Source organism: Pseudomonas sp. PNPG3 (assembly GCF_023093815.1).
Classification (GTDB): Bacteria; Pseudomonadota; Gammaproteobacteria; order Pseudomonadales; family Pseudomonadaceae; genus Aquipseudomonas; species Aquipseudomonas asiatica.
On sequence record NZ_JALLKV010000062.1, the window covers coordinates 1 to 21487 of the forward strand.

A 21487-nucleotide genomic window follows, 5' to 3' on the forward strand; every position below is an offset into this window, starting at 1 on the left:
CATTTAGTCCCACCACCCCTTCAAGTCTAACCATACAAGCGGGTTTACCCGCGAATAGGCCGGTACAGGCGACCAACGATTAGCGCGAAGCCGCCACGATCAGCGCCTTCATCTCGGCCACAGCGGCCTTGAAGCCAACGAACAGCGCATGCGCCACCAGCGCATGACCGATGTTCAGCTCATTGATGCCCTTGATCGCCGCCACCGCCTCCACGTTGTGGTAGTGCAGCCCGTGGCCAGCATTGACGATCAACCCCTGCCCCACGCCAAACGCCACGCCATCGACGATACGCTTGAGTTCCTCGGCCACTTCGGTCGGGGTTTCGGCATCGGCGTAACGCCCGGTGTGCAGTTCGATGGCAGGCGCACCAACGCGACGCGACGCCTCGATCTGCCGCTCGTCGGCATCGATGAACAGCGACACTTCGGCACCGGTACGCGACAGCCGCTCAACCGCAGCCTTGATTCGTGCCTCCTGGCCCGCCACGTCAAGGCCGCCTTCGGTGGTCAGTTCCTGACGGGTTTCGGGTACCAGGCAAATGTGCGCCGGGCGGATCTTCTCGGCAAAGACCATCATCTCTTCGGTGACGCCCATCTCGAAGTTCATGCGCGTCTGCAGCACGTCCTTCAGCAGCACCACATCACGCTCCTGGATGTGCCGGCGGTCTTCACGCAGATGCACGGTGATGCCATCGGCGCCCGCTTCCTCGGCATCCAGGGCAGCCTTGACCGGATCGGGGTAACGCGTGCCCCGGGCCTGGCGCAGGGTCGCCACGTGGTCGATGTTTACGCCGAGAAGCATGCGGTTGCTGTGAGTCACGAAAGGCTCTCCTGAAGATTGAGCCCCACAGCATACGTCGTGATCAGCGCTTGCGAAACAGTTCGCGGCTGACCAGTGGTTTTGCCCCCAGGTGAACCGCCAGTGCCTGGCGCATCAGGCGCTTGGCGGCGAGCAAGGCACCTGGGGCATCCCAGTCGGCTTCGGCCAGGGCCAGCAGTTCGGTGCCGCGGAACAGCCCGGGTTGCACCAGCTCGACCCGCTCCAGGCCGGCATCCACACGCAAGCGGTACAGGCCTTCACCCGCGATCGGCTGGTCATTGACGTCGTGGTGCAACGAAAACGCATAACCGAGTTCGTCCAGCAGCCGCCATTCAAAGGAGCGCAGCAGCGGCTCCAGCGGGCGACCGGCGGCCAAGGCCTGCAAGGTCAGGGTGTAGTGCTCGAACAGCGCCGGGAAAGGCGCTTCGGCGGGCAGCAGGCGCATGAGCAGTTCGTTGAGGTACAACCCGCTGAACAGGGCATCGCCATGCAGCCAGGCGGCGATGCCAGCGCTGTCCATGCGCCCGACATTCTTCAGCTCGCCACGCCCGCGCAGCTCCAGTTCCAGCGGCACGAACGGCCGCACCAGGCTGCCACCCTTGCCACGCGCACGGCGCAGCACGGCACGCATGCGGCCCTGCGGGGTGAAGAAGTCCACCAGCGCGCTGGTTTCCTTGTAGGCACGGCTGTGCAGCACGTAGGCTGGCTGGCCGACAGGTTGTTCCATAAACGTTCTCTAAATGCCCCAGACAACTGTGGGAGCGGGTTTACCCGCGAATGCGATGGTGAACCCACTGACGCATTCGCGGGTAAACCCGCTCCCACAGAGTAACCTGAGCCGTCAGGCGAATTTACAGGTCGCCGTAGCCCAGCGAGCGCAGGGCGCGCTCGTCATCGGACCAGCCGCCTTTCACCTTGACCCACAGGTTGAGCATGACCTTGGAGTCGAACAGCACCTCCATGTCCTTGCGCGCCTCGGAGCCGATGCGCTTGATGCGCTCGCCCTTGTCGCCAATGATGATCTTCTTCTGGCCATCGCGCTCGACCAGGATCAGCGCGTGGATGTGCAGCACGTGGCCCTGCTGCTTGAATTCTTCAATTTCCACGGTGATCTGGTACGGCAATTCCGCACCCAGCTGGCGCATGATCTTTTCGCGCACCAGTTCGGCGGCCAGGAAGCGGCTGCTGCGGTCGGTGATCTGATCTTCGGGGAAGAAGTGTTCGTTCTCGGGCAGGTGCTTGGCGATCTGTGCTTCCAGCGCCTGCAGGTTGTGCCCCTGCTGCGCGGAGATAGGCATCACTTCGGCGTTCGGCAACTGCTCCTGGAGCCATTGCAGGTGCGGGATCAGTTCGGCCTTCTCTTCCATGCGGTCGGTCTTGTTGACCGCGATGATCAGTGGGCCCGTCACGTACTGCACGCGCTCCAGCACCAGTTGGTCCTCGTCGGTCCATTTGGTGCGGTCGACCACGAAGATCACCACGTCGACGTCCTTCAGGGCCGCCGAGGCATTGCGGTTCATGTAGCGGTTCAAGGCCTTGTCATTGGCCTTGTGCATACCGGGGGTATCGACGTAGATCGCCTGCACGTCACCCTCGGTCTTGATGCCGAGCATGTTGTGACGGGTGGTCTGCGGCTTGCGCGAGGTGATCGCCAGCTTCTGGCCGAGGATGTGGTTGAGCAGGGTCGACTTGCCCACGTTCGGGCGGCCGACAATGGCCACATAGCCGCAGCGGGTCGGGTTGCTATCAGTCATTGCCATTCTCCACGCCCAGGGCGATCAGTGCAGACGCGGCGGCGACTTGCTCGGCGATACGCCGGCTAACGCCCTGGCCACGGCTCTTGTTGTTCAGCAGCACCACTTCGCATTCGACGAAGAAGGTCCGGCAATGCGGTTCGCCCTGGATATCCACCACTTCGTAACGCGGCAGCTCACAGCTGCGCGACTGCAGGAACTCCTGCAGGCGGGTTTTCGGGTCCTTGTTGGTATCGACCAGGGTCAGGCCTTCGAATTCATCGGCCAGCCAGGCCAGCACGCGCTCCCGGGCCGTTTCCATGTCGGCGTCCAGGTAGATGGCGCCAATCAGCGCCTCCAGGGCGTCGGCCAGGATCGACTCGCGGCGGAAACCACCGCTCTTGAGCTCACCCGAGCCCAGGCGCAGGTGATCGCCCAGGTCGAAACCACGGGCCAGGCGGGCCAGGGTCTCACCCTTGACCAGCCGCGCGCGCAGGCGCGACAGCTGGCCTTCGCGGGCCTGCGGGAAGCGCTCGAACAGCGCTTCGCCGGCGACGAAGTTGAGAATGGCGTCACCGAGAAACTCCAGGCGCTCATTGTTGCGCCCGGCGTAGCTGCGATGGGTCAGTGCCAGGAGCATCTGGTCCTGGTTCTTGAAGGTATAACCGAGCTTTCGCTCCAGACGGGCAAGGGGAGCACTCATGCAGCCACCCGTTCGTTGTTCAACGCGTTGTTCAAATCAACATCCTGAAAGACTGTTTGGCTGTGGCCCGCCGCGATGTGCGACGAATCTCCCGATCCCTGAGAACACAGCCTATGTCAGAAATGCATTCGGCGCTGCCTGCAGGCCAGCGCCGATGGGTATCAATGGATCAGACCGACCCGCGACAGGTTGGGCAGGTGGCTGAGCTTGGGCTCTGGCCAGCTCATCCACACCGCGAAGGCCTTGCCGACGATGTTCCGGTCGGGAACCATGCCGTGCAGTTCCTTCGGGATGTTCGGGTCATCCCAGTAACGGCTGTCGTTGGAGTTGTCGCGGTTGTCGCCCATCATGAAGTAATGGCCTGCCGGCACGGTCCATTGCTGGTCCGGCGGCATGCGATAACGGCTCATTTCCTTGCGAATCAGGTGTTCGGCCTCGCCGAGCTTTTCCTTGTACAGCTCGGCGCTGCCCAAAGTGCCCGGCTCGGTGCCCACCAGTTGTTCGGCAATCGGCTGGCCGTTGACGAACAACCGCTTGTCGCTGGTGTAGCGCACCTGGTCGCCCGGCAGGCCGACCACACGCTTGATGTAGTTGACGTTCGGGTCGCTAGGGTAGCGGAACACCATCACATCACCGCGTTGCGGGTCACCCACCTCGATGACCTTCTTGTCGATCACCGGCAGGCGAATGCCGTACGAGAACTTGTTCACCAGGATGAAGTCGCCCACTTCCAGGGTCGGTTTCATCGACCCCGAAGGGATCTGGAACGGCTCGACCAGGAACGAACGCAGCACCAGCACGATGAACAGCACCGGGAAGAACGACTTGCCGTACTCGACCAGCAACGGCTCCTTGCCCAGGCGCTCGACCACCGCCATCTCGGGCTGGCTGACGCTGCCCTGGTAGTTGGCGATTGCCGCACGCCGGCGCGGGGCCAGGAACAGCAGGTCGATCAAGCCCAGCAGGCCGCAGACGAAGACGGCGATGACTAGCAACAGCGGGAAATTTAGCGACATAGGACCTAGCTATCCAACCTGAGCACGGCGAGGAAGGCTTCCTGTGGAATTTCCACGTTACCCACCTGTTTCATGCGTTTCTTACCGGCCTTCTGCTTCTCCAGCAGCTTCTTCTTACGGCTGACGTCGCCACCGTAGCACTTGGCCAGTACGTTCTTTCTGAGCGCCTTGACGGTTGTCCGCGCAATGATCTGGCCGCCGATAGCTGCCTGGATCGCCACGTCGAACATCTGCCGAGGGATCAGTTCCTTCATCTTTTCGGTCAACGCACGGCCCTTGTAGGCCGCGTTGTCGCGGTGCACGATCAATGCCAAGGCATCGACCTTGTCGCCGTTGATCAGTACGTCCAGCTTGACCAGATTGGCCGACTGGTAGCGATCGAAATGATAGTCCAGCGAAGCATAGCCGCGGCTGGTGGACTTGAGGCGGTCGAAGAAGTCCAACACCACTTCGTTCATCGGCAGGTCGTAGCGCACCTGCACCTGGCTACCGAGGAACTGCATGTCGCGCTGCACGCCACGCTTCTCGATGCACAGGGTGATGACGTTACCCAGGTGCTCCTGCGGCACCAGGATGGTGGCGGTGACGATCGGCTCGCGGAAATCGGCGACCGCCGAGACGTCCGGCAGCTTCGACGGGTTGTCGACGGTGATGGTCTCGCCGGTTTTCAGTTCCAGCTCATAGATCACGCTTGGCGCGGTGGTGATCAGGTCCAGGTCGTATTCGCGCTCCAGGCGCTCCTGGATGATCTCCATGTGCAGCATGCCGAGGAAGCCGCAACGGAAGCCGAAGCCCAGGGCGTCGGAGCTTTCCGGCATGTATTGCAGCGACGAGTCGTTCAGCGTCAGCTTCTGCAGCGCATCGCGGAAATCCTCGAAGTCGTCGGAGCTGACCGGGAACAGGCCGGCGTAGACCTGCGGCTGAATCTTCTTGAAGCCTGGCAGCACTTCGACCTCAGGGGTCGCGGACAGGGTCAGGGTGTCACCGACCGGGGCACCGTGGATGTCCTTGATGCTGGCGATGATGAAGCCCACTTCGCCGGCCTTCAGGTCAGCGGTCTGGGTGTGCTTCGGGGTAAACACGCCCACGCTGTCGACCAGGTGCACCTTGCCGGTGGACTTGACCAGGATCTTGTCGCCTTTCTTGACGCGACCGTGTCGCACGCGCACCAGCGAGACCACGCCCAGGTAGTTGTCGAACCAGGAGTCGATGATCAGCGCCTGCAGCGGCGCCTCGATATCGCCTTCCGGCGCGGGAATGGTCTGCACCAGGCGCTCGAGCACCTCGTCCACGCCCATGCCGCTCTTGGCGCTGCAGGCCACGGCGTCGGTGGCGTCGATGCCGATGATCTTCTCGATCTCGTCCTTGACGCGATCCGGATCGGCCTGGGGCAGGTCCATCTTGTTCAGTACCGGCATGACCTCAAGGCCCTGCTCGATGGCGGTATAGCAGTTGGCCACGGACTGGGCCTCGACGCCCTGGCCGGCATCCACCACCAGCAGCGCGCCCTCACAGGCCGCCAGCGAACGCGAGACTTCGTAGGTGAAGTCGACGTGGCCAGGAGTATCGATGAAGTTCAGCTGGTAGACCTTGCCGTCCTGCGCCTTGTAGTTGAGCGTGACGCTGTGGGCCTTGATGGTGATACCGCGCTCACGCTCCAGGTCCATGGAATCGAGCACCTGGGCTTCCATCTCGCGTGCCGACAGGCCACCGCACATCTGGATGAAACGGTCGGCCAGCGTCGACTTGCCATGGTCGATGTGGGCGATGATGGAGAAATTGCGGATATGACTCAAATCACTCACGGGTCAACACTCGAAAAGGCTGCGAGCCGGACGCCCGCCGAAAAATAGCCGGGAATTGTACCTTAAGCCGCAGCAGGCCGCCACGCCATCCAGCCGTTGGTGAACATGGTTGCCTTACAGAGGTGCTACCTGACATTTCTGCCAGTACTCACCGCATCGGGAGTCGACCATCCTTGCCAATCTCTCGAACAAGGTGACCAGCATGCCCGAACAACACATGACACCGGGGGATTACGACCCTGCATTTGGAATGAATGGCAGGGCCGAGCTCCCTTCGTTCCATGGCGCTTCAATAGGCCGAAACCTGACTGGCATGGCGCTACAAGGGAGCAGCCTGCTTGTCAGCGCGCTTGCCTTTGACTCCTCCGGGGGGCGTCATTTTGCCCTGACCCGATTTACCGCAAACGGTTCAGTTGACAACGACTTTGCACAGGGCGGCGTGATCGTTGGCCGTTACGTGCTTGACGAGCATGCATCGACTGAAGCGCTAACGGTACTGGCTGACCAACGCTTCACAGTGCTGGGATGGAGTGCCCCTACCTCGAACCTGCTGGCAAAGCCCAGGCTCACCTGTTACGACCGCGATGGCCGAGGAGGTGAACACCAGCTCCTGAGCGTGCCGCCGGATATGGGCATGGTGATTGGTAGCGGTCGCCTTACAAGCGATGGGCCATACCTCATGGCTTCCCTGAACCTCCAAAAGGCTCAAGGCGCGCGTGCCACGATGGCCAGGGTGTACCTGCGGGAACACACCGGCCAGCCAGCAGAAGGGCTTCAGGAATTCATCGATATTCTACCGGACGCAGGGCAAATTGCTGTCGCCGGAATCGTTCAGTTGCCTGACGGGTTCGTGGTCAGCGGAACCCGCTCGCAGCAGGGGCAGCCCGCAGAAAGCTTTCTCGCTCGCTACCGCCACGACGGCGAACTGGATTCAGCCTTCGGTGAAGGCGGCACAGTGTATTTCCGGGCTGCGGGTTTCGCTACCGAACTCAACGCGCTGCTAGCCAGGCCGGAAGGACAGCTGCTGGTCGCCGGTAAAGCGACAACCGGAGACAATTCATCACAAGCATTGCTCTGGCAGTTCGATGCCAGTGGCGCGAAGGACCCGACATTTAACGGCGGTGCACCGATACTGGACGACTCAGGTCTGACAGATTGGTGTGCAGTGGCAATCGATGAGCAACATCGGCTGTTTGCGTTCGGCCTGGGCAGGAGCCTGGAAAACCGTCGCTATCTTGCGGATGGCTCCATTGATACATCCTTCCGACCGATCAATGATCTTGTCGGCATACCCGATGCCATGACTTGCCTGGACAACGGGCAGCGTACTGTGATCGGTTTCAACTCAACCGCAGTTGCTGGATACCTCGGCACGTTGATGTCCATTTTCAACTGAGCCCCCCTGAATGACAAAGCCCGGCGCTCACGCACCGGGCTTGTCAAGCCGGACAATGCCTGCGAAGGCAACTACACCTTATTCAGCCAGCTTGAAGGTAATGAAGCTGGCACGACCCTGACGCAGCACACGCATCGACACCGAACGGTTCTTCGGCAGTTCCTTGGCGATTTCGGTGAATTCCTTGGCCGAACCGATAGCCTGGTTGTTCAGGTGACTGATCACATCACCCGGACGCAGGCCGATCATCGCGGCCGGGCCATCCTGAACTTCCTTGATGACCACACCACCCTTGAGTTCGAGGGCTTTCTTCTGTTCGGCGGTCAGGTCGGCAACCGAGACGCCCAGGCGGTTGCTGCTACGCTCGGCGCTGCCTTCGGCGCCGGTACTGATGTCGGCATCTTCGTCGGGCAGTGCGCCAACGCTGATGTCGAGGTTCTGGCGCTTGCCATTGCGGATGATCTCCAGTTTGGCCTTTTCGCCATCCTTGAGGCTGCCGACCAGATGCGGCAGGTCGGCCGACATGATGATCGGCTGGCCGTTCATGCTCAGGATCACGTCACCCACCTGCAGGCCGCCCTTGGCTGCAGGGCCGTTTTCCAGCACCTGGGCCACCAGGGCACCGGCCGGCTTGTCCAGGCCGAACGACTCAGCCAGGTCCTTGTTGACCTCCTGGATCACCACGCCCAGCCAGCCGCGGCTGACCTTGCCGTCTTTCTTCAGCTGATTGGAGACATCGATCGCCACATCGATCGGGATGGCGAACGAAAGGCCCATGAAACCACCGGAGCGGGTGAATATCTGCGAGTTGATACCCACTACTTCGCCATTCATGTTGAACAGCGGGCCGCCGGAGTTGCCGGGGTTGATGGCCACGTCCGTCTGGATGAACGGTACGTAGGTGTCATTGGGCAGGGTACGGCCCTTGGCACTGACGATACCTTTGGTCACCGAATGGTCAAAGCCGAACGGCGAACCGATGGCCAGCACCCACTCGCCCACCTTGAGCTTCTCGGAATCACCCAGCTTGACGGTCGGCAGGTTCTTGCCCTCGACCTTGAGCAGGGCCACGTCGGTGCGCGGGTCGGTGCCGACCAGTTTGGCCTGCAGCTCGCTGCGGTCCGACAGGCGGACGATGATCTCGTCGGCATCGGCTACCACGTGGTTGTTGGTCAGTACGTAGCCATCACTGGAAATGATGAAGCCCGAACCCAGCGACTGGGCCTCGCGCTGGCGGTCGCCACGCGGTGAGCGCGGTTGCTGCGGCATGTTGCGCTCGAAGAACTCGCGGAACATCGGCGGCAGGCCTTCCAGGTCGGGCATCTGCCCGGCGGCCATGCGGCGGTCCGGCAGTTTCTGCTTGGTACTGATGTTGACCACGGCTGGCGAGGCCTGCTCGACCAGGGTAGTGAAGTCCGGCAGGGCTTCCTCGGCCTGGGCGCTGAGCACCTGGCCGAGCATCAGCACGGCGGCGAACATCGATAGGTAGGATTTCAAGCGTGGTATTGACATACGGCTCCCGTCACAACGAGCGGTAGTTTAGAAAGGCCCCTGCACAAAACAGGAAAGGCCAGGCTCCTAGAAGCCTGACCTATAGAAAATTTGCCGATGGATTGCAAATGACAATGCTTTAATTTCATTTCAGCGGCATGTCCGCACGCCTTGGCATGGCCTGCACGCCATGCCCGCAAATGCACGCCATCACTGGCGCGCCTGGCCATCCTGGGGGCGCATCGACAGCGCCACACGCTCTGCGGTACCCAGCGGAATCTCGCCGACCACAGTGACCATGACCTTGCCTTTGGGCGTGTTCAGCCGACGCGAGACCGCCGAGGTCGGGCCAAGCTGGGTGCGCATGTCGGTCCCGCCCTCATCCTTTACCGGCTCGAGGAACACCGAGAAGCGCGCCAGGCCATCGTCATACATCAGGCTGCTGACCGTGCTGTCATTCTTGGGGTCGCGGCGTACCGAGCTGTTGACCAGCTCGAAGCCGGGCGGCAGCCAGTCCGAACGCCAGCCGGCGACCGTGTCGTTGGCGGCAGCAGCCACATGCTGCACCGGCTTGCATGCAGCACTGGCGCGCAGGTCATCATCGCTGGGTGCGTCAGTATCGAGACGGGTCATCTGGAAGCGCTCCAGCAACTGCCCTTTGTCGTTGATCATCAACGAGCGCAGCGGCAGGCCAGTAGTGCGGTCCAGGTGCAATTCGAAGGCATAGCGGTGCTGGTCGCGCGGGGTGAGCGTCACGATCACGGCATCGCGCCCGGCGACCCGTGACTTGCCCGCCACGCTCAAGTCATACCAGCCCATCAGTTTCAGCGGATCAAGTACACGCTGCGTAGTGTTCGGGGGCGTCGTCACTCCACTGACCAAGGCCCCGCTGACGCACTCCACCTTGCCATCCACGCGCACGATCTCCTGAGCGGCACCATCGAGCTGCAACAGCCGCTCGCTGACCTTGCCGTCGTCGACCCTGTGCCAGATCTCGTGGGAAGAGAAACTGCCGTTCCGTTCGTAGACAAAAGAGCCTTGGTAGCTCTGCTTTTGCTCGGCCTGTGCCAGCTTGCTCAGCCACTCGCTCGCCTCGGGCGAAGAATTGGCCGCCAATGCTGGCACCGTCACGCAGCTGCCAATCAGCAGCGACAGGAGAGGTAGCGCGCGCATGATCCTCCTTACTTAACGGTTTTCCAGGCTGGCGGCGCGGGCATACGGCAATGCGGTTTCAGTGCCCTTGAGCGCAGATTCCTGGGCATGCTGGCGCAGGTAGCCTGGCAGACGCTGGTCCCAGCCGGCCTGGTTCTGCAGCACGCCGTTGGCCATCGGCCCGGTCGGTTGCTCACTGCTCTCACTATAGCCTGCCAAAACGGCAGGGCCTTGTGCTTGTGGCACACTCAGGCCTTGCTGGGCAGGTTGCTGGGCAGCAAGCTCGGCGCCAGTGATCTCGTCCTGGTTGTACATGCGCACACCGGCCAGCACGGCTACGGTGACCGAGGCAGCTACCGCCAGGCGGCCGATGCTGCGCCATGGCCCTTTCTTGGCCTTGGCCGGCACGGCTTCGTCAGCCAGCGCTGCAGACACCGCCGAGGCGATATCCAGGTTAGGCAGCAGCAGCTCCTTGTGCATGGCTGCGCGGGCAACCTGGTAACGCGACCAGGTGGCACGGGTTTCAGCATCGTCTACGGCGTTCAACACACGACGCAGTTCAAGCTCGTCCGCTTCGTTATCCATCACCGCGGACAGCGATTCCTGCAAAGCTTCACGACTCATGGCGGTTCCTCTCTTGGCTGTCGCCGCTGTCTCAGGTTTCCTGCAGCAAAGGTTGCAGGGCTTTGTCTATTGCCTCCCGAGCGCGGAAGATTCGAGAGCGCACGGTACCCACCGGACATTGCATGACACTGGCAATGTCTTCGTAACTCAGCCCGTCGAACTCGCGCAGGGTCAGCGCCGTGCGCAGGTCTTCAGGCAGTTGCTGGATGGTGCGATGGACAGTGCCTTCGATTTCATCCCGCAACAACGAGCGCTCTGGGGACTCGAGATCCTTGAGACCATGATCGCCGTCGTAAAACTCCGCATCCTCGGAGCTCACATCACTGTCTGGCGGCCGTCTTCCACGGGACACCAGGTAGTTCTTCGCCGTGTTGATGGCGATGCGGTACAGCCACGTATAGAACGCACTGTCTCCGCGGAAGTTGCCAAGCGCACGGTAGGCCTTGATGAAGGCTTCCTGTGCTACATCCTGGGCCTCGTGGGTGTCGTGAACGAACCGCACGATCAACCCGAGAATCTTGTGCTGATACTTCAGCACCAACAGATCGAACGCTCGCCTGTCACCACGCTGAACGCGCTCGACAAGCTGCTGATCCTCTTCCTGGGTTAGCATGAACACTCCTCAGTGAACTCGAAGGAGCGTTGCATCAGCCATCGTTCAGGCTTGCAACCATAGACTCGGGCTTTGCGCAAAAGTTCTCCCCTCCAAGCAAGTTTCCTGCAGCCCTTGGTCGGCTTGCACGAAAGACGCGGCACGGTCACGGCCGGCTACGTCGATAATCAGGTTTCGAGTACGCAGGGACAGCCCGGACAGGCCTGCCGCCCTGCGTCGCCGCGGCAAGTTGTGGCGCGTGGGCAGCCTTCATAGGATTTCCGGCCATGTCGGAAAGTTCCCACAAAGGTTGTCGCGACCAGGCAAGTGGCATGGAAATTGGCCACCCGGGGCTGCTATAAAGGCAACCCGGCCAGCTTTTACGATAGTTTCACAATGCCATCGGCGCGTGACTATTGTGCCGCGCCCCTTCCAAAGAATACTAGTGTCCCGACATGAGCCAACAATTCCAACATGATGTCCTGGTGATCGGCAGCGGTGCCGCCGGTCTCAGCCTGGCACTGAACCTCCCCAGCCACCTTCGAGTCGCCGTACTCAGCAAGGGCGACCTGGCCAACGGCTCGACCTTCTGGGCCCAAGGCGGTGTCGCGGCGGTGCTGGACAATACCGATACCGTGCAGTCGCATGTCGAGGACACCCTCAATGCCGGCGGCGGCCTTTGCCATGAAGACGCCGTGCGCTTTACCGTCGAGCACAGCCGCGAGGCTATCGAGTGGCTGATCGAGCAAGGCGTGCCCTTTACCCGCGACGAGCACTACAGCGTCGACGACGGCGGCTTCGAGTTCCACCTGACCCGCGAAGGCGGGCATAGCCACCGGCGCATCATCCACGCCGCCGACGCCACCGGCGCAGCCATCTTCACCACGCTGCTGGAGCAGGCCCGCAAACGCCCGAATATCCAGTTGCTGGAGCAGCGCGTGGCGGTCGACCTGATCACCGAACGCCGCCTCGGCCTGCCCGGCGAGCGCTGCCTGGGTGCCTACGTGCTCGACCGCAACACCGGCGAGGTGGACACCTTCGGTGCGCGCTTCACCGTGCTGGCCACTGGCGGTGCGGCCAAGGTGTACCTGTATACCAGCAATCCCGACGGTGCCTGCGGCGACGGCATCGCCATGGCTTGGCGGGCTGGCTGCCGGGTGGCGAATCTGGAGTTCAACCAGTTTCACCCGACTTGCCTGTACCACCCACAGGCCAAGAGTTTCCTGATCACCGAAGCCCTGCGTGGCGAAGGTGCCCTGCTGCGCCTGCCCAATGGCGAACGCTTCATGCCACGCTTCGACCCGCGCGAAGAACTGGCGCCGCGCGACATCGTGGCCCGCGCCATCGACCACGAGATGAAGCGCCTGGGCGTGGACTGCGTATACCTGGATATCACCCACAAGCCGGTCGACTTCATCAAGAGCCACTTTCCCACCGTGTACGAGCGCTGCCTGGCCTTCGGCATCGACATCACCCGTCAGCCGATCCCGGTGGTGCCAGCGGCGCACTACACCTGCGGAGGGGTGATGGTCGACGACCGCGGCCACACCGACGTGCCGGGCCTGTATGCCATTGGCGAAACCAGCTTCACCGGCCTGCACGGCGCCAACCGCATGGCTAGCAACTCGCTGCTGGAATGTTTCGTCTATGGCCGTGCCGCCGCCGCCGACATCCAGGCGCACCTGGATGAGGTGACCATGCCCAAGGCCCTGCCCGGCTGGGACGCCAGCCAGGTCACCGACTCGGACGAGGACGTGATCATTGCGCACAACTGGGACGAACTGCGGCGCTTCATGTGGGACTACGTCGGCATCGTGCGAACCAGCAAGCGCCTTCAGCGAGCGCAGCACCGCATTCGCCTGCTGCTGGACGAAATCGACGAGTTCTACAGCAACTACAAAGTCAGCCGCGACCTGATCGAATTGCGCAACCTGGCGCAGGTGGCCGAGTTGATGATCCTGTCGGCCATGCAGCGCAAGGAAAGCCGCGGACTGCATTACACCCTGGATTACCCGGGGATGCTGGACGAGGCCAAGGACACCATTCTCAGCCCGACCTGAAATCGGCGTCGCGGCCTTCGCGGGCCCGCCCGCTCCCACAGGATTCCCACTGCCTTGCAGCCTTGCGCAGTACCTGTGGGAGCGGGCCAGCCCGCGAAGAAGTCAATTCGGTAGGGCTTTATGCCCGGCCCACCCCTGCCCACCTGCGCCGGCTGAATTTCAACCGCACCCGCAAGCGCCTGTGCTCATCAGCCCCCAGCGCATCCCGTGGCACGCATTGGCTCTCCCCCAACCAGCGCCCCGCCCGCACAAAGCGCAACACCACCAGCGCCGGCAACGCCACGCTGTCCCGGCACAAGCGCACCGGCTGCCAGCCACGGGCACGGCTGAACACCTGCCAGCCGCGCACATCACGGCGCAGGCCGACAACGGCATGCTCATGCGTCAGCAGAATACGTCGGGGAATGGCCCAGCCAGCGTGGGCAATACAGGCGGCGACAACTGCAAGGGCCGACCACCCGGGCAGCGGGCTCGCCCATACGGCGAACCACGCCAGTACCTGGCAACCCAGGTAGGCCGCCAGCAGCAGGCGCGAGCCTTGCCAGCGGCACTCGAAGCACTCACTTGGGCTGGACACGGTCCAGGATGATGCGGACCATGCGCTGCAGCTCCGGGTCTTCGGACTCGGTGCGCTCCATGAACCAGCCGAACATGTCCTGATCCTCGCAGCTCAACAGACGCACGTAGAGTTCGCGGTCGGTTTCGTTGAGCGTGGGGTAGACTTCCTGGGTGAAAGGCACCAGCAGTACGTCCAGTTCCAGCATGCCGCGGCGGCTGTGCCAGAAAAGCCGGTTGAGTTCAGTTTGTTCGACCATGGGGCCCTCCTCGAATGGCCCGCCAGTATACAGCCAGGCGAGCGAAGCGACACCGGGCGTTGGTCTAGTCAACTACCTATTTTGTTACCGGCGTTCTATGATGGCCGCCAGTCTTTAGCCACCGCGATGACCCATGGCCGATTCCGCTTTCTTCTGCCCCCTGTCCCACGAGGGCATCCTCGCCGTCCGCGGCTCCGATGCAGGCAAGTTCCTGCAAGGCCAGCTGACCTGCAACATCAACTACCTCAGCCCGGAACACGCCAGCCTCGGCGCCCGCTGCATGGTCAAGGGGCGCATGCAGTCGAGTTTCCGCATCCTGCCCGAAGGCAACGGCTACCTGCTGGCCATGGCCAGCGAGCTGCTCGACGCCCAGCTGGCCGACCTCAAGAAGTACGCCGTGTTCTCCAAGGCCACGCTGACCGATGAAAGCGCTGCCTGGGCACGCTTCGGCCTGCAAGGCGGCGATGCGGCGCTGCAGGCCCTGGGGCTCGATGTGCCTGCGGCAGCCGGTAGCACCGTGCGCCACGACGGGTTGATCGCCATCGCCGTGTCCGCCGACCGCGTTGAACTGTGGGTACCGGCAGACAACGCCGACCGCGTTCGCCAGGCGCTGGCCACCGCGCTGCCCGAAGGCAGCCTGGATAACTGGCTGCTGGGGCAGATTCGCGCCGGTATCGGCCAGGTCATGGGGCCGACCCGCGAGCTGTTCATCCCGCAGATGATCAACCTGCAGGCCGTCGACGGCGTCAGCTTCAAGAAAGGCTGCTACACCGGTCAGGAAATCGTTGCCCGCATGCAGTACCTGGGCAAGCTCAAGCGCCGCCAGTACCGCCTGGCACTGGACCAGCAGGCCATTCCGGCCCCGGGCGTCGAGATCTTCTCGCCCACCCATGGTTCGTCGGTCGGTGAAGTGGTCATTGCTGCCAGCAACGGCACAGGCTGCGAACTGCTCGCGGTGCTCAGCGCCGAAGCGGTGGAAGACGACAACCTGCACCTGGGCAGCCTCGAAGGCCCACGCCTGCAGGTGTTGACCCTGCCCTACGAACTGGACCGCGACCGGGAAATCCAGCGCTGACCAGCCTGCCCCGCCTACATGGCGGGGCCGCACCACCACTGCGGTAGACACGCCCATGAACACGCTGGCCGAGATGGTTCAAGCACAGTTGCTCGATGCCATCGAAAAGGATGACCTGGTTCTGCCGACCCTGCCCGAGGTTGCCTTGAGCATCCGCGAGGCGGCGGAAGACAGCGAGATCAGCGTAGCGGCCCTGAGCAAGGTGATCGGTCGCGATGCGGCCCTTTCAGCGCGCCTGATCAAAGTCGTCAACAGCCCACTGCTGCGCGCGGCGGTCGAGGTCACCGACCTGCACACCGCCATCACGCGGCTGGGCATCAACTACAGCTGCAACCTGGCCATTGGCCTGGTGATCGAGCAGATTTTCCACGCACGGGCGCCGGCTGTGGAGCAGAAGTTACGCGATATCTGGGCCAACAGCCTGGATGTGGCGGGCATCAGCTATGAAATCTGCCGGCGCTTTACACAACTCAAACCCGACCAGGCCACCCTCGGCGGCCTGGTCAACCAGATTGGCGCGCTGCCGGTACTGATCTACGCCGAAGAGCACAACGAACTGCTCTCGGACCCAGTGTGCCTGCATTATGTGATCGAGCAGATCCAGCCGGTTCTGGGCGACAAGATCCTCAAGGCCTGGGAGTTTCCTGAGCAACTGGTCAACCTGCCGAGCCAGGTGCAGGACCTGGACCGGCAGACCGACAACATCGACTACATCGACATCGTGCAGATCGCCCGCTGCATCAGCCAGCGAGGCCGCCACCGACCGCTGGCGGCACTGCCGGCATACCGCCACCTGGGCCTGCCGTACGGCACCGAGCTTGAAGTGGGTGAACTGATCGAGGCGCGGAGCATGTTGCGCTGACCGGTGTCAGCGCCCTCTTCGCGGGTAAACCCGCTCCTACAGGGACCGCGCCGCTGCTGAAGGCTGCGCTGTACCTGTAGGAGCGGATTCACCCGCGAAAGGGCCGGTACAGGCAACACATCAATCCGCGATAAAACTCACCCGCACCCGCAACCCGCCCTTCGCACCGTCATGCAGGCTCACCTGTGCCAGGTGCGCCCGGCAGATCTCGCCGACAATCGCCAAGCCGAGCCCACTGCCCTGCGCACTGCGCCGGTAGAAGCGCTCGAACACCCGCTCACGCTCGGCCTCGGGTATCCCCGGCCCGTCGTCTTCCACCTCAAGCACCGCCGGCGCCAGCACCCGCAAGATCACGTTGCCGCCAGCCGGCGTATGCGCCAAGGCATTGTCCACGAGGTTGCTCAACAGCTCGTTGAGCAGCGTCGGCTCCCCCTTCAGCCACACCGGCGCCTCGGCCTCCAGGGCCAGCGCCACCCCGCGTTTGTGCGCCAGCGGTGCCATGGCCATGCCCAGCTCACGAGCCAACTGACTCAGGTCCAGGCGCTGCGCGCCGCCTTCTGCAATCGCCCGCGCACCGTTCTCGACCCGCGCCAGCGACAGCAGCTGGTTGGCCAGATGGGTCAGCCGGTCGGTGCCCTGGGCCGCGGACTCAAGCGTCTGTCGCCACTCCTGCGGCTCGCCCGAACGCAGGCCCAGTTCGACCCGCGCCTTCAGCGCGGCCAGCGGCGTGCGCAACTCGTGGGCGGCGTCGGCGATGAACTGCGCCTGGCGCTCGAACTGGCCGCGCAAACGCTCGGTGAAATGGTTCAAAGCCCGCACCAGCGGGCCCAGCTCCCGCTGCACCTGCACCACCGGCAAGGCCCGCAGGTCATCCGGCTGGCGCTCTTCAACCGCCGTGCGCAGGCGCTCCAGCGGCCGCAACGCGGCACTCACGGCAAACCACACCATCACCAGCGCGCCCAGCGCCAGCATCCCCAGGCGCAGCAGGGTATCGGCCATCAGGCCACGGGCCATGCGCACCCGCGCTTCCTCGGTCTCGGCCACACGGATTTCCGCCATGCCGTTCATGTTCGGCTCGCTCACCGGCTTCAACAGGCTGACCACGCGCACGTCCTGGCCCAGGTAGGTGGCGTTGTAGAACCGCGCCAGCGCCGGGTAGTCGTCGGTACGCGGCGTGCCCGGCGGTGGCGCTGGCAGGTTCTCGTAGCCGGAAATCAGCCGCTGCTGGATGTCCAGCACCTGATAGTAGATGCGCCCGGCACTGTCGTAGGCGAAGGTGTCCAGGGCCACGTAGGGCACATCCGCGCTCAGCGAACCGTCACGCTGGGACAGGCCTGCGGCAATGGTCCTTGCCGAGGCCAGCAGGGTCCGGTCGTAGGCGGTGTCGGCGGCCTCGCGGCCGTTCCAGTAGGCGCTCAGGCCGCTGGCCAGCATCAGCACCACCAGCAGCAAGGCCAGGTTGCCGAGCAAGCGCCCACGCAGGCTGCCGTTATCACGCATCGCGGTGCTCGAGCAGGTAGCCCAGGCCACGGAAGGTGACAATCGCCACCGGGTGGCCGTCGAGCTTCTTGCGCAGGCGGTGGATGTAGATTTCGATGGCATCGGGGCTGGCTTCTTCGTCCAGGCCGAACACCTGGGCGGCCAGTTGCTCCTTGCTCATCACCCGGCCCGGGCGGGCGATCAGCGCTTCCAGTACGCTTTGTTCGCGAGAAGTCAGGGTCAGGTTGTCGCCACCCAAGGTGAAGCGCCGGGTATCCAGGTCGTATACCAACGGCCCGCAGCGTTGCTGGCGCTCGCCACCGAGCACGCTGCGCCGCAACAGGGCCTTGACCCGTGCTTCCAGCTCGGTCAGCTCGAACGGCTTGGCCAGGTAGTCGTCGGCGCCCAGGTTCAGTCCATGAACCCGGTCCTTGACGTCGCTGCGCGCTGTCAGCATCAGCACCGGCAGGGTCTTGCCACGGCCGCGCAGGCGCGCCAGCACCTCGAAGCCGTCCATGCGCGGCAAGCCGACATCCAGCACGGCCACGGCGTACTCCTCGCTGGCCAGGGCCAGGTCGGCGGCCACGCCGTCATGCAGCACATCCACGGTCAGGCCATGGCTTTTCAAGGCCTGGGCCACGCTTTCAGCCAGTTGCAGGTGGTCTTCGACCAGCAGCACACGCATCGGATTCTCCCTGCTCGGGTGGGACGGTGGCGCGGAGTGTACCGCTGTCGGCAGGCCTGTGAAGCCCTGTCGACAAACCTTTCACGCTGAAAGGTTAGCGAAAGGTTGGTTACCTAGCATCGCACCACGGTCGCTCTACGCGCCGAAAAAAAGCACCAGCAAGGTGCAACGAATAAGAACAATAAACGGAGCCATCAGTGATGCTGTCATCGCAGCCGCAGGCGTTCGCGCCTACCCGTTCCTTTGCCGCACGCCCCTCCGCCATCGTCAGCGCCCTTGCGCTTGCCGGTGTCGCGCCGATGAGTCAGGCCGCCTTCTTCGAAGACAGCACGGCCACCTTCGAAACCCGCAACATGTACTTCAACCGCGATTTCCGCGACGGCACCAGTGCGCAGCAATCCAAGCGCGACGAGTGGGCCCAGGGCTTCATGCTCAACTTCGAGTCTGGCTACACCGATGGCACCGTGGGTTTCGGCCTGGATGCGCTGGGCATGCTCGGCATCAAGCTCGACTCCAGCCCCGACCGCACCGACACCGGCCTGCTGCCGACCCACGATGACGGCAAGGCCGCCGACGAGTACTCCAAGCTCGGCCTGACCGGCAAGGTGAAGGTGTCGCAGACTGAACTGAAGATCGGCACGCTGATCCCCGAACTGCCGACCCTGCAGCCCAACGATGGGCGCATCCTGCCGCAAACCTTCGAAGGCGGCCTGCTGACTTCGAAGGAGGTCAAGGGCCTGACCTTCACCGGAGGCCGACTGGACAAGGCCAAGGACCGCAACGACACCAACTGGGAAGACCTGGCCCTGAACAACAAGAACGGCCGCTTCGGTGGCTCGTTCAGCGCCGACAACCTGGACCTGGCCGGCCTCGACTACCAGTTCACCGATCGCATCACCGGCAGCTACCACTTTGCCCAGCTCGACGATATCTACCGCCAGCACTTCATCGGCATGGTCGCCACCCAGCCATGGGGCCCCGGCACCTTGGGCGCCGACCTGCGCCTGGCTGTGAGTGACGACGCCGGCGCCGCCAAGGCCGGCAACATCGACAACACCACCGTCAATGGCATGCTCAGCTACGCCCTGGGCGGGCACAAGGTCAGCGCCGCCTGGCAGCAATTGTCAGGCGACAGCGCCTTCCCGTACGTCGATGGTGCCGACCCGTACCTGGTCAACTTCGTCCAGATCAACGACTTCGCAGGCGCCGACGAGCGCTCCTGGCAGGCACGCTACGACTACAACTTCGCCGCGCTCGGCGTGCCCGGCCTGACCTTCATGACCCGCTACATCAGCGGCGACAACGTCAGCCGCGCCGCCGGTGGCGAGGGCAAGGAGTGGGAACGCGATACCGAAATGAAGTACGTGGTACAAAGCGGCCCGTTGAAGAACGTCGCCGTGCGCCTGCGCAACGCCACCTTCCGCTCCAACTTCGCCCGCGACGCGGACGAGGTGCGGCTGCTGGTGAGCTACAGCGTGGCGCTGTGGTAACCCCATAGCGATAACTTGATAACAACAACGCTCACGGAGAAAGACGATGACCTACTCACTGCGCCGCCTCGTCCTCGCTACCGGCTGCCTGCTGTTGGCCGGCAACGCCCTCGCTGCCGAACCGAAACGCCCCGAATGCATTGCTCCCGCCTCGCCCGGCGGCGGCTTCGACCTGACCTGCAAACTGGTGCAGAGCGCCCTGGTGCAGGAAAAAATCCTCACCAAGCCGATGCGCGTCACCTACATGCCCGGCGGTGTTGGTGCGGTGGCCTACAACGCCGTGGTCGCCCAGCGCCCGGCCGATGCCGGCACCCTGGTGGCCTGGTCCAGCGGTTCGCTGCTGAACCTGGCCCAGGGCAAGTTCGGCCGCTTCGACGAGAACGCGGTGAAATGGCTGGCCGCCGTCGGCACCAGCTACGGCGCCATCGCAGTGAAAAGCGACTCGCCCTACAAAACCCTCGACGACTTGGTCGCGGCGTTGAAGAAAGACCCGAGCAAGGTGGTGATCGGCTCCGGCGGTACCGTCGGCAGCCAGGACTGGATGCAGACCGCCCTGATTGCCAAGGCCGCCGGCATCAACCCGCGTGACCTGCGCTACGTCGCCCTGGAAGGTGGCGGCGAGATCGCCACGGCGTTGCTGGGCGGGCATATCCAGGTAGGCTCGACCGACATCTCCGACTCCATGCCGCACATTCAGAGCGGCAACATGCGCATCCTCGCGGTGTTCTCGGAAAAGCGCCTGGACGAGCCCGAGATGAAAGACATCCCCACCGCCAAGGAACAGGGTTACGACATCGTCTGGCCAGTGGTACGCGGCTTCTACCTGGGGCCAAAGGTGAGCGACGAGGAATACGCCTGGTGGAAGCAGTCATTCGACAAGATGCTGGCTTCGGAAGACTTCGCCAAGTTGCGTGACCAGCGCGAACTGTTCCCGTTCGCCATGACCGGTGCAGAGCTGGACGGCTATGTGAAGAAGCAAGTGGCTGATTACAAGACACTGGCCAGGGAGTTTGGCCTGATCCAGTAACACTGGCCGGAGTTACCACAATCCCTGCGGGAGCGGCCTTGTGTCGCGATAGGCCGCACAGCGGCCCCTGTCTCAGCCGATGCGATGCTTCAGACAGATCGCAGTGGCAGGTTTTGCGGCCGCTTCGCGCCCGATCGCGACGCAAGGCCGCTCCCACAGGATTTGCATCTCGCTTGCGTGATCCCAACGAGGATTCCTTCATGATCCTGCAACGCATCTTCGCCCTGGCCCTGCTGGCGGTGTGCGCCGCCCTGGCCGTGATGGCCTGGCCTTACCAGGCGGCGTTTTCCTATGAACCGGTGGGCCCGCGCGCCTACCCGCTGTTGACGCTCGGCCTGCTCGGCCTGGGCCTGCTGTACCTGGTGTTCCGCCCCACCCCCATCGTGCGCAAGGACGACGAACCGGAACTGGACCGCGAGACCCTGACCAAGATCGCCGCCTGCGTCGGCCTGCTGATCGTGTTCGCCAGCACCTTCGAAGCCCTGGGCTTCATCCTCAGCGCCATCCTGGTCGGCGTGCCCATGGCCCGCCTGTACGGCGGCCGCTGGCTGCACAGCGCCATCGTGGTGGCGGGCATGAGCCTGTTTCTCTACTGGCTGTTCGACCGCGTGATGGACGTGCCCCTGCCCCTTGGCCTGCTGAGCGTACTGGAGAACTGACAC

The 21487-nt window shown here is 63.3% G+C and carries 21 protein-coding genes; 7 read left to right on the forward strand and 14 right to left on the reverse strand.

The window, feature by feature from the left end:
- Positions 1 to 79: 79 nt before the first annotated feature.
- The 6 genes from pdxJ to lepA form a co-directional block, all read right to left on the reverse strand.
- Positions 80 to 820, reverse strand: coding sequence for a pyridoxine 5'-phosphate synthase (pdxJ, locus tag MJ643_RS26415; protein ID WP_024087675.1), 741 nt, complete (start codon positions 818 to 820; stop codon positions 80 to 82).
- A gap of 43 nt (positions 821 to 863) precedes the next feature.
- The gene (gene recO / locus MJ643_RS26420) at positions 864 to 1547 is read right to left on the reverse strand and encodes a DNA repair protein RecO (RefSeq protein ID WP_013973993.1); all 684 of its coding nucleotides are present in this window, start codon (positions 1545 to 1547) and stop codon (positions 864 to 866) included.
- 124 nt (positions 1548 to 1671) lie between these two features.
- Positions 1672 to 2574 carry a GTPase Era gene (era, locus tag MJ643_RS26425; RefSeq protein WP_015271595.1) on the reverse strand — a complete coding sequence of 301 codons (903 nt, stop codon included), beginning with the start codon at positions 2572 to 2574 and terminating at the stop codon, positions 1672 to 1674.
- Positions 2567 to 3256 carry a ribonuclease III gene (gene rnc / locus MJ643_RS26430; protein WP_003258487.1) on the reverse strand — a complete coding sequence of 230 codons (690 nt, stop codon included), beginning with the start codon at positions 3254 to 3256 and terminating at the stop codon, positions 2567 to 2569. The genes era and rnc overlap by 8 nt, the downstream gene beginning before the upstream one ends.
- A 161-nt stretch (positions 3257 to 3417) precedes the next feature.
- Positions 3418 to 4272, reverse strand: a complete 855-nt coding sequence (lepB, locus tag MJ643_RS26435; RefSeq protein ID WP_003258486.1) for a signal peptidase I — start codon at positions 4270 to 4272, stop codon at positions 3418 to 3420.
- A gap of 5 nt (positions 4273 to 4277) precedes the next feature.
- A complete protein-coding gene (gene lepA / locus MJ643_RS26440; RefSeq protein ID WP_013973995.1) occupies positions 4278 to 6077 on the reverse strand; it encodes a translation elongation factor 4 in 1800 nt (599 codons plus the stop codon).
- A 202-nt stretch (positions 6078 to 6279) separates the two neighbouring features.
- On the opposite strand from lepA, the gene MJ643_RS26445 reads away from it, so the two are divergent.
- Positions 6280 to 7473 carry a hypothetical protein gene (locus MJ643_RS26445; RefSeq protein ID WP_196184456.1) on the forward strand — a complete coding sequence of 398 codons (1194 nt, stop codon included), beginning with the start codon at positions 6280 to 6282 and terminating at the stop codon, positions 7471 to 7473.
- Between the two features lie 78 nt (positions 7474 to 7551).
- Here the strand turns inward: MJ643_RS26445 and MJ643_RS26450 are convergent, their stop codons facing one another.
- From MJ643_RS26450 to rpoE, 4 genes are all read right to left on the reverse strand, one after another.
- Positions 7552 to 8985, reverse strand: coding sequence for a DegQ family serine endoprotease (locus MJ643_RS26450; protein WP_196184455.1), 1434 nt, complete (start codon positions 8983 to 8985; stop codon positions 7552 to 7554).
- 189 nt (positions 8986 to 9174) lie between these two features.
- Positions 9175 to 10137, reverse strand: coding sequence for a MucB/RseB C-terminal domain-containing protein (locus MJ643_RS26455; protein WP_024087678.1), 963 nt, complete (start codon positions 10135 to 10137; stop codon positions 9175 to 9177).
- Between the two features lie 12 nt (positions 10138 to 10149).
- Positions 10150 to 10740, reverse strand: a complete 591-nt coding sequence (locus MJ643_RS26460; RefSeq protein WP_013973999.1) for an RseA family anti-sigma factor — start codon at positions 10738 to 10740, stop codon at positions 10150 to 10152.
- Between the two features lie 31 nt (positions 10741 to 10771).
- A complete protein-coding gene (gene rpoE / locus MJ643_RS26465; RefSeq protein WP_003252049.1) occupies positions 10772 to 11353 on the reverse strand; it encodes an RNA polymerase sigma factor RpoE in 582 nt (193 codons plus the stop codon).
- 434 nt (positions 11354 to 11787) lie between these two features.
- On the opposite strand from rpoE, the gene nadB reads away from it, so the two are divergent.
- Complete coding sequence (gene nadB / locus MJ643_RS26470) at positions 11788 to 13392, forward strand: L-aspartate oxidase (protein WP_196184454.1); 1605 nt, start codon at positions 11788 to 11790, stop codon at positions 13390 to 13392.
- Positions 13393 to 13510: 118 nt separating this feature from the next.
- Here nadB and MJ643_RS26475 read toward each other — a convergent pair whose 3' ends face one another.
- Together MJ643_RS26475 and MJ643_RS26480 are read right to left on the reverse strand one after the other, a co-directional pair.
- On the reverse strand, positions 13511 to 13969 hold the full coding sequence (locus tag MJ643_RS26475) for a protein YgfX (protein ID WP_024087679.1): 459 nt from the start codon (positions 13967 to 13969) through the stop codon (positions 13511 to 13513).
- Positions 13953 to 14207, reverse strand: coding sequence for a succinate dehydrogenase assembly factor 2 (locus MJ643_RS26480; RefSeq protein WP_003252043.1), 255 nt, complete (start codon positions 14205 to 14207; stop codon positions 13953 to 13955). Before MJ643_RS26480 ends, MJ643_RS26475 begins: the two co-directional genes overlap by 17 nt.
- A 133-nt stretch (positions 14208 to 14340) precedes the next feature.
- On the opposite strand from MJ643_RS26480, the gene MJ643_RS26485 reads away from it, so the two are divergent.
- Together MJ643_RS26485 and MJ643_RS26490 are read left to right on the forward strand one after the other, a co-directional pair.
- Positions 14341 to 15282, forward strand: a complete 942-nt coding sequence (locus tag MJ643_RS26485) for a folate-binding protein YgfZ (protein WP_024087680.1) — start codon at positions 14341 to 14343, stop codon at positions 15280 to 15282.
- Between the two features lie 55 nt (positions 15283 to 15337).
- On the forward strand, positions 15338 to 16144 hold the full coding sequence (locus MJ643_RS26490; protein WP_208209690.1) for an HDOD domain-containing protein: 807 nt from the start codon (positions 15338 to 15340) through the stop codon (positions 16142 to 16144).
- A gap of 120 nt (positions 16145 to 16264) precedes the next feature.
- On the opposite strand, the gene MJ643_RS26495 is transcribed toward MJ643_RS26490, so the two are convergent.
- A complete protein-coding gene (locus MJ643_RS26495) occupies positions 16265 to 17644 on the reverse strand; it encodes a sensor histidine kinase (RefSeq protein ID WP_041505629.1) in 1380 nt (459 codons plus the stop codon).
- Entirely contained in the window at positions 17637 to 18308 is a 672-nt protein-coding gene (locus MJ643_RS26500; protein ID WP_013974005.1) for a response regulator, read from the reverse strand. The genes MJ643_RS26495 and MJ643_RS26500 overlap by 8 nt, the downstream gene beginning before the upstream one ends.
- A 200-nt stretch (positions 18309 to 18508) precedes the next feature.
- On the opposite strand from MJ643_RS26500, the gene MJ643_RS26505 reads away from it, so the two are divergent.
- The 3 genes from MJ643_RS26505 to MJ643_RS26515 all read left to right on the forward strand — a co-directional run bounded on the left by MJ643_RS26505 (position 18509) and on the right by MJ643_RS26515 (position 21484).
- Complete coding sequence (locus MJ643_RS26505; protein WP_023663468.1) at positions 18509 to 19798, forward strand: OprD family porin; 1290 nt, start codon at positions 18509 to 18511, stop codon at positions 19796 to 19798.
- Positions 19799 to 19844: 46 nt separating this feature from the next.
- Positions 19845 to 20825: a tripartite tricarboxylate transporter substrate binding protein gene (locus MJ643_RS26510; RefSeq protein WP_013974007.1), complete on the forward strand. Its 981-nt coding sequence runs from the start codon at positions 19845 to 19847 to the stop codon at positions 20823 to 20825.
- Between the two features lie 200 nt (positions 20826 to 21025).
- The gene (locus tag MJ643_RS26515; RefSeq protein ID WP_041505628.1) at positions 21026 to 21484 is read left to right on the forward strand and encodes a tripartite tricarboxylate transporter TctB family protein; all 459 of its coding nucleotides are present in this window, start codon (positions 21026 to 21028) and stop codon (positions 21482 to 21484) included.
- Positions 21485 to 21487: the final 3 nt, after the last annotated feature.

What these genes read in the sequence shown, in the direction of transcription:
- recO (WP_013973993.1), bottom strand. Translation starts at nt 1,547, where the DNA reads ATGGAACAACCTGTCGGCCAGCCAGCCTACGTGCTGCACAGCCGTGCC.
- era (WP_015271595.1), bottom strand. Translation starts at nt 2,574, where the DNA reads ATGACTGATAGCAACCCGACCCGCTGCGGCTATGTGGCCATTGTCGGC.
- rnc (WP_003258487.1), bottom strand. Translation starts at nt 3,256, where the DNA reads ATGAGTGCTCCCCTTGCCCGTCTGGAGCGAAAGCTCGGTTATACCTTC.
- lepB (WP_003258486.1), bottom strand. Translation starts at nt 4,272, where the DNA reads ATGTCGCTAAATTTCCCGCTGTTGCTAGTCATCGCCGTCTTCGTCTGC.
- MJ643_RS26445 (WP_196184456.1), top strand. Translation starts at nt 6,280, where the DNA reads ATGCCCGAACAACACATGACACCGGGGGATTACGACCCTGCATTTGGA.
- MJ643_RS26450 (WP_196184455.1), bottom strand. Translation starts at nt 8,985, where the DNA reads ATGTCAATACCACGCTTGAAATCCTACCTATCGATGTTCGCCGCCGTG.
- MJ643_RS26455 (WP_024087678.1), bottom strand. Translation starts at nt 10,137, where the DNA reads ATGCGCGCGCTACCTCTCCTGTCGCTGCTGATTGGCAGCTGCGTGACG.
- MJ643_RS26460 (WP_013973999.1), bottom strand. Translation starts at nt 10,740, where the DNA reads ATGAGTCGTGAAGCTTTGCAGGAATCGCTGTCCGCGGTGATGGATAAC.
- rpoE (WP_003252049.1), bottom strand. Translation starts at nt 11,353, where the DNA reads ATGCTAACCCAGGAAGAGGATCAGCAGCTTGTCGAGCGCGTTCAGCGT.
- nadB (WP_196184454.1), top strand. Translation starts at nt 11,788, where the DNA reads ATGAGCCAACAATTCCAACATGATGTCCTGGTGATCGGCAGCGGTGCC.
- MJ643_RS26480 (WP_003252043.1), bottom strand. Translation starts at nt 14,207, where the DNA reads ATGGTCGAACAAACTGAACTCAACCGGCTTTTCTGGCACAGCCGCCGC.
- MJ643_RS26485 (WP_024087680.1), top strand. Translation starts at nt 14,341, where the DNA reads ATGGCCGATTCCGCTTTCTTCTGCCCCCTGTCCCACGAGGGCATCCTC.
- MJ643_RS26490 (WP_208209690.1), top strand. Translation starts at nt 15,338, where the DNA reads ATGAACACGCTGGCCGAGATGGTTCAAGCACAGTTGCTCGATGCCATC.
- MJ643_RS26495 (WP_041505629.1), bottom strand. Translation starts at nt 17,644, where the DNA reads ATGCGTGATAACGGCAGCCTGCGTGGGCGCTTGCTCGGCAACCTGGCC.
- MJ643_RS26500 (WP_013974005.1), bottom strand. Translation starts at nt 18,308, where the DNA reads ATGCGTGTGCTGCTGGTCGAAGACCACCTGCAACTGGCTGAAAGCGTG.
- MJ643_RS26505 (WP_023663468.1), top strand. Translation starts at nt 18,509, where the DNA reads ATGCTGTCATCGCAGCCGCAGGCGTTCGCGCCTACCCGTTCCTTTGCC.
- MJ643_RS26510 (WP_013974007.1), top strand. Translation starts at nt 19,845, where the DNA reads ATGACCTACTCACTGCGCCGCCTCGTCCTCGCTACCGGCTGCCTGCTG.
- MJ643_RS26515 (WP_041505628.1), top strand. Translation starts at nt 21,026, where the DNA reads ATGATCCTGCAACGCATCTTCGCCCTGGCCCTGCTGGCGGTGTGCGCC.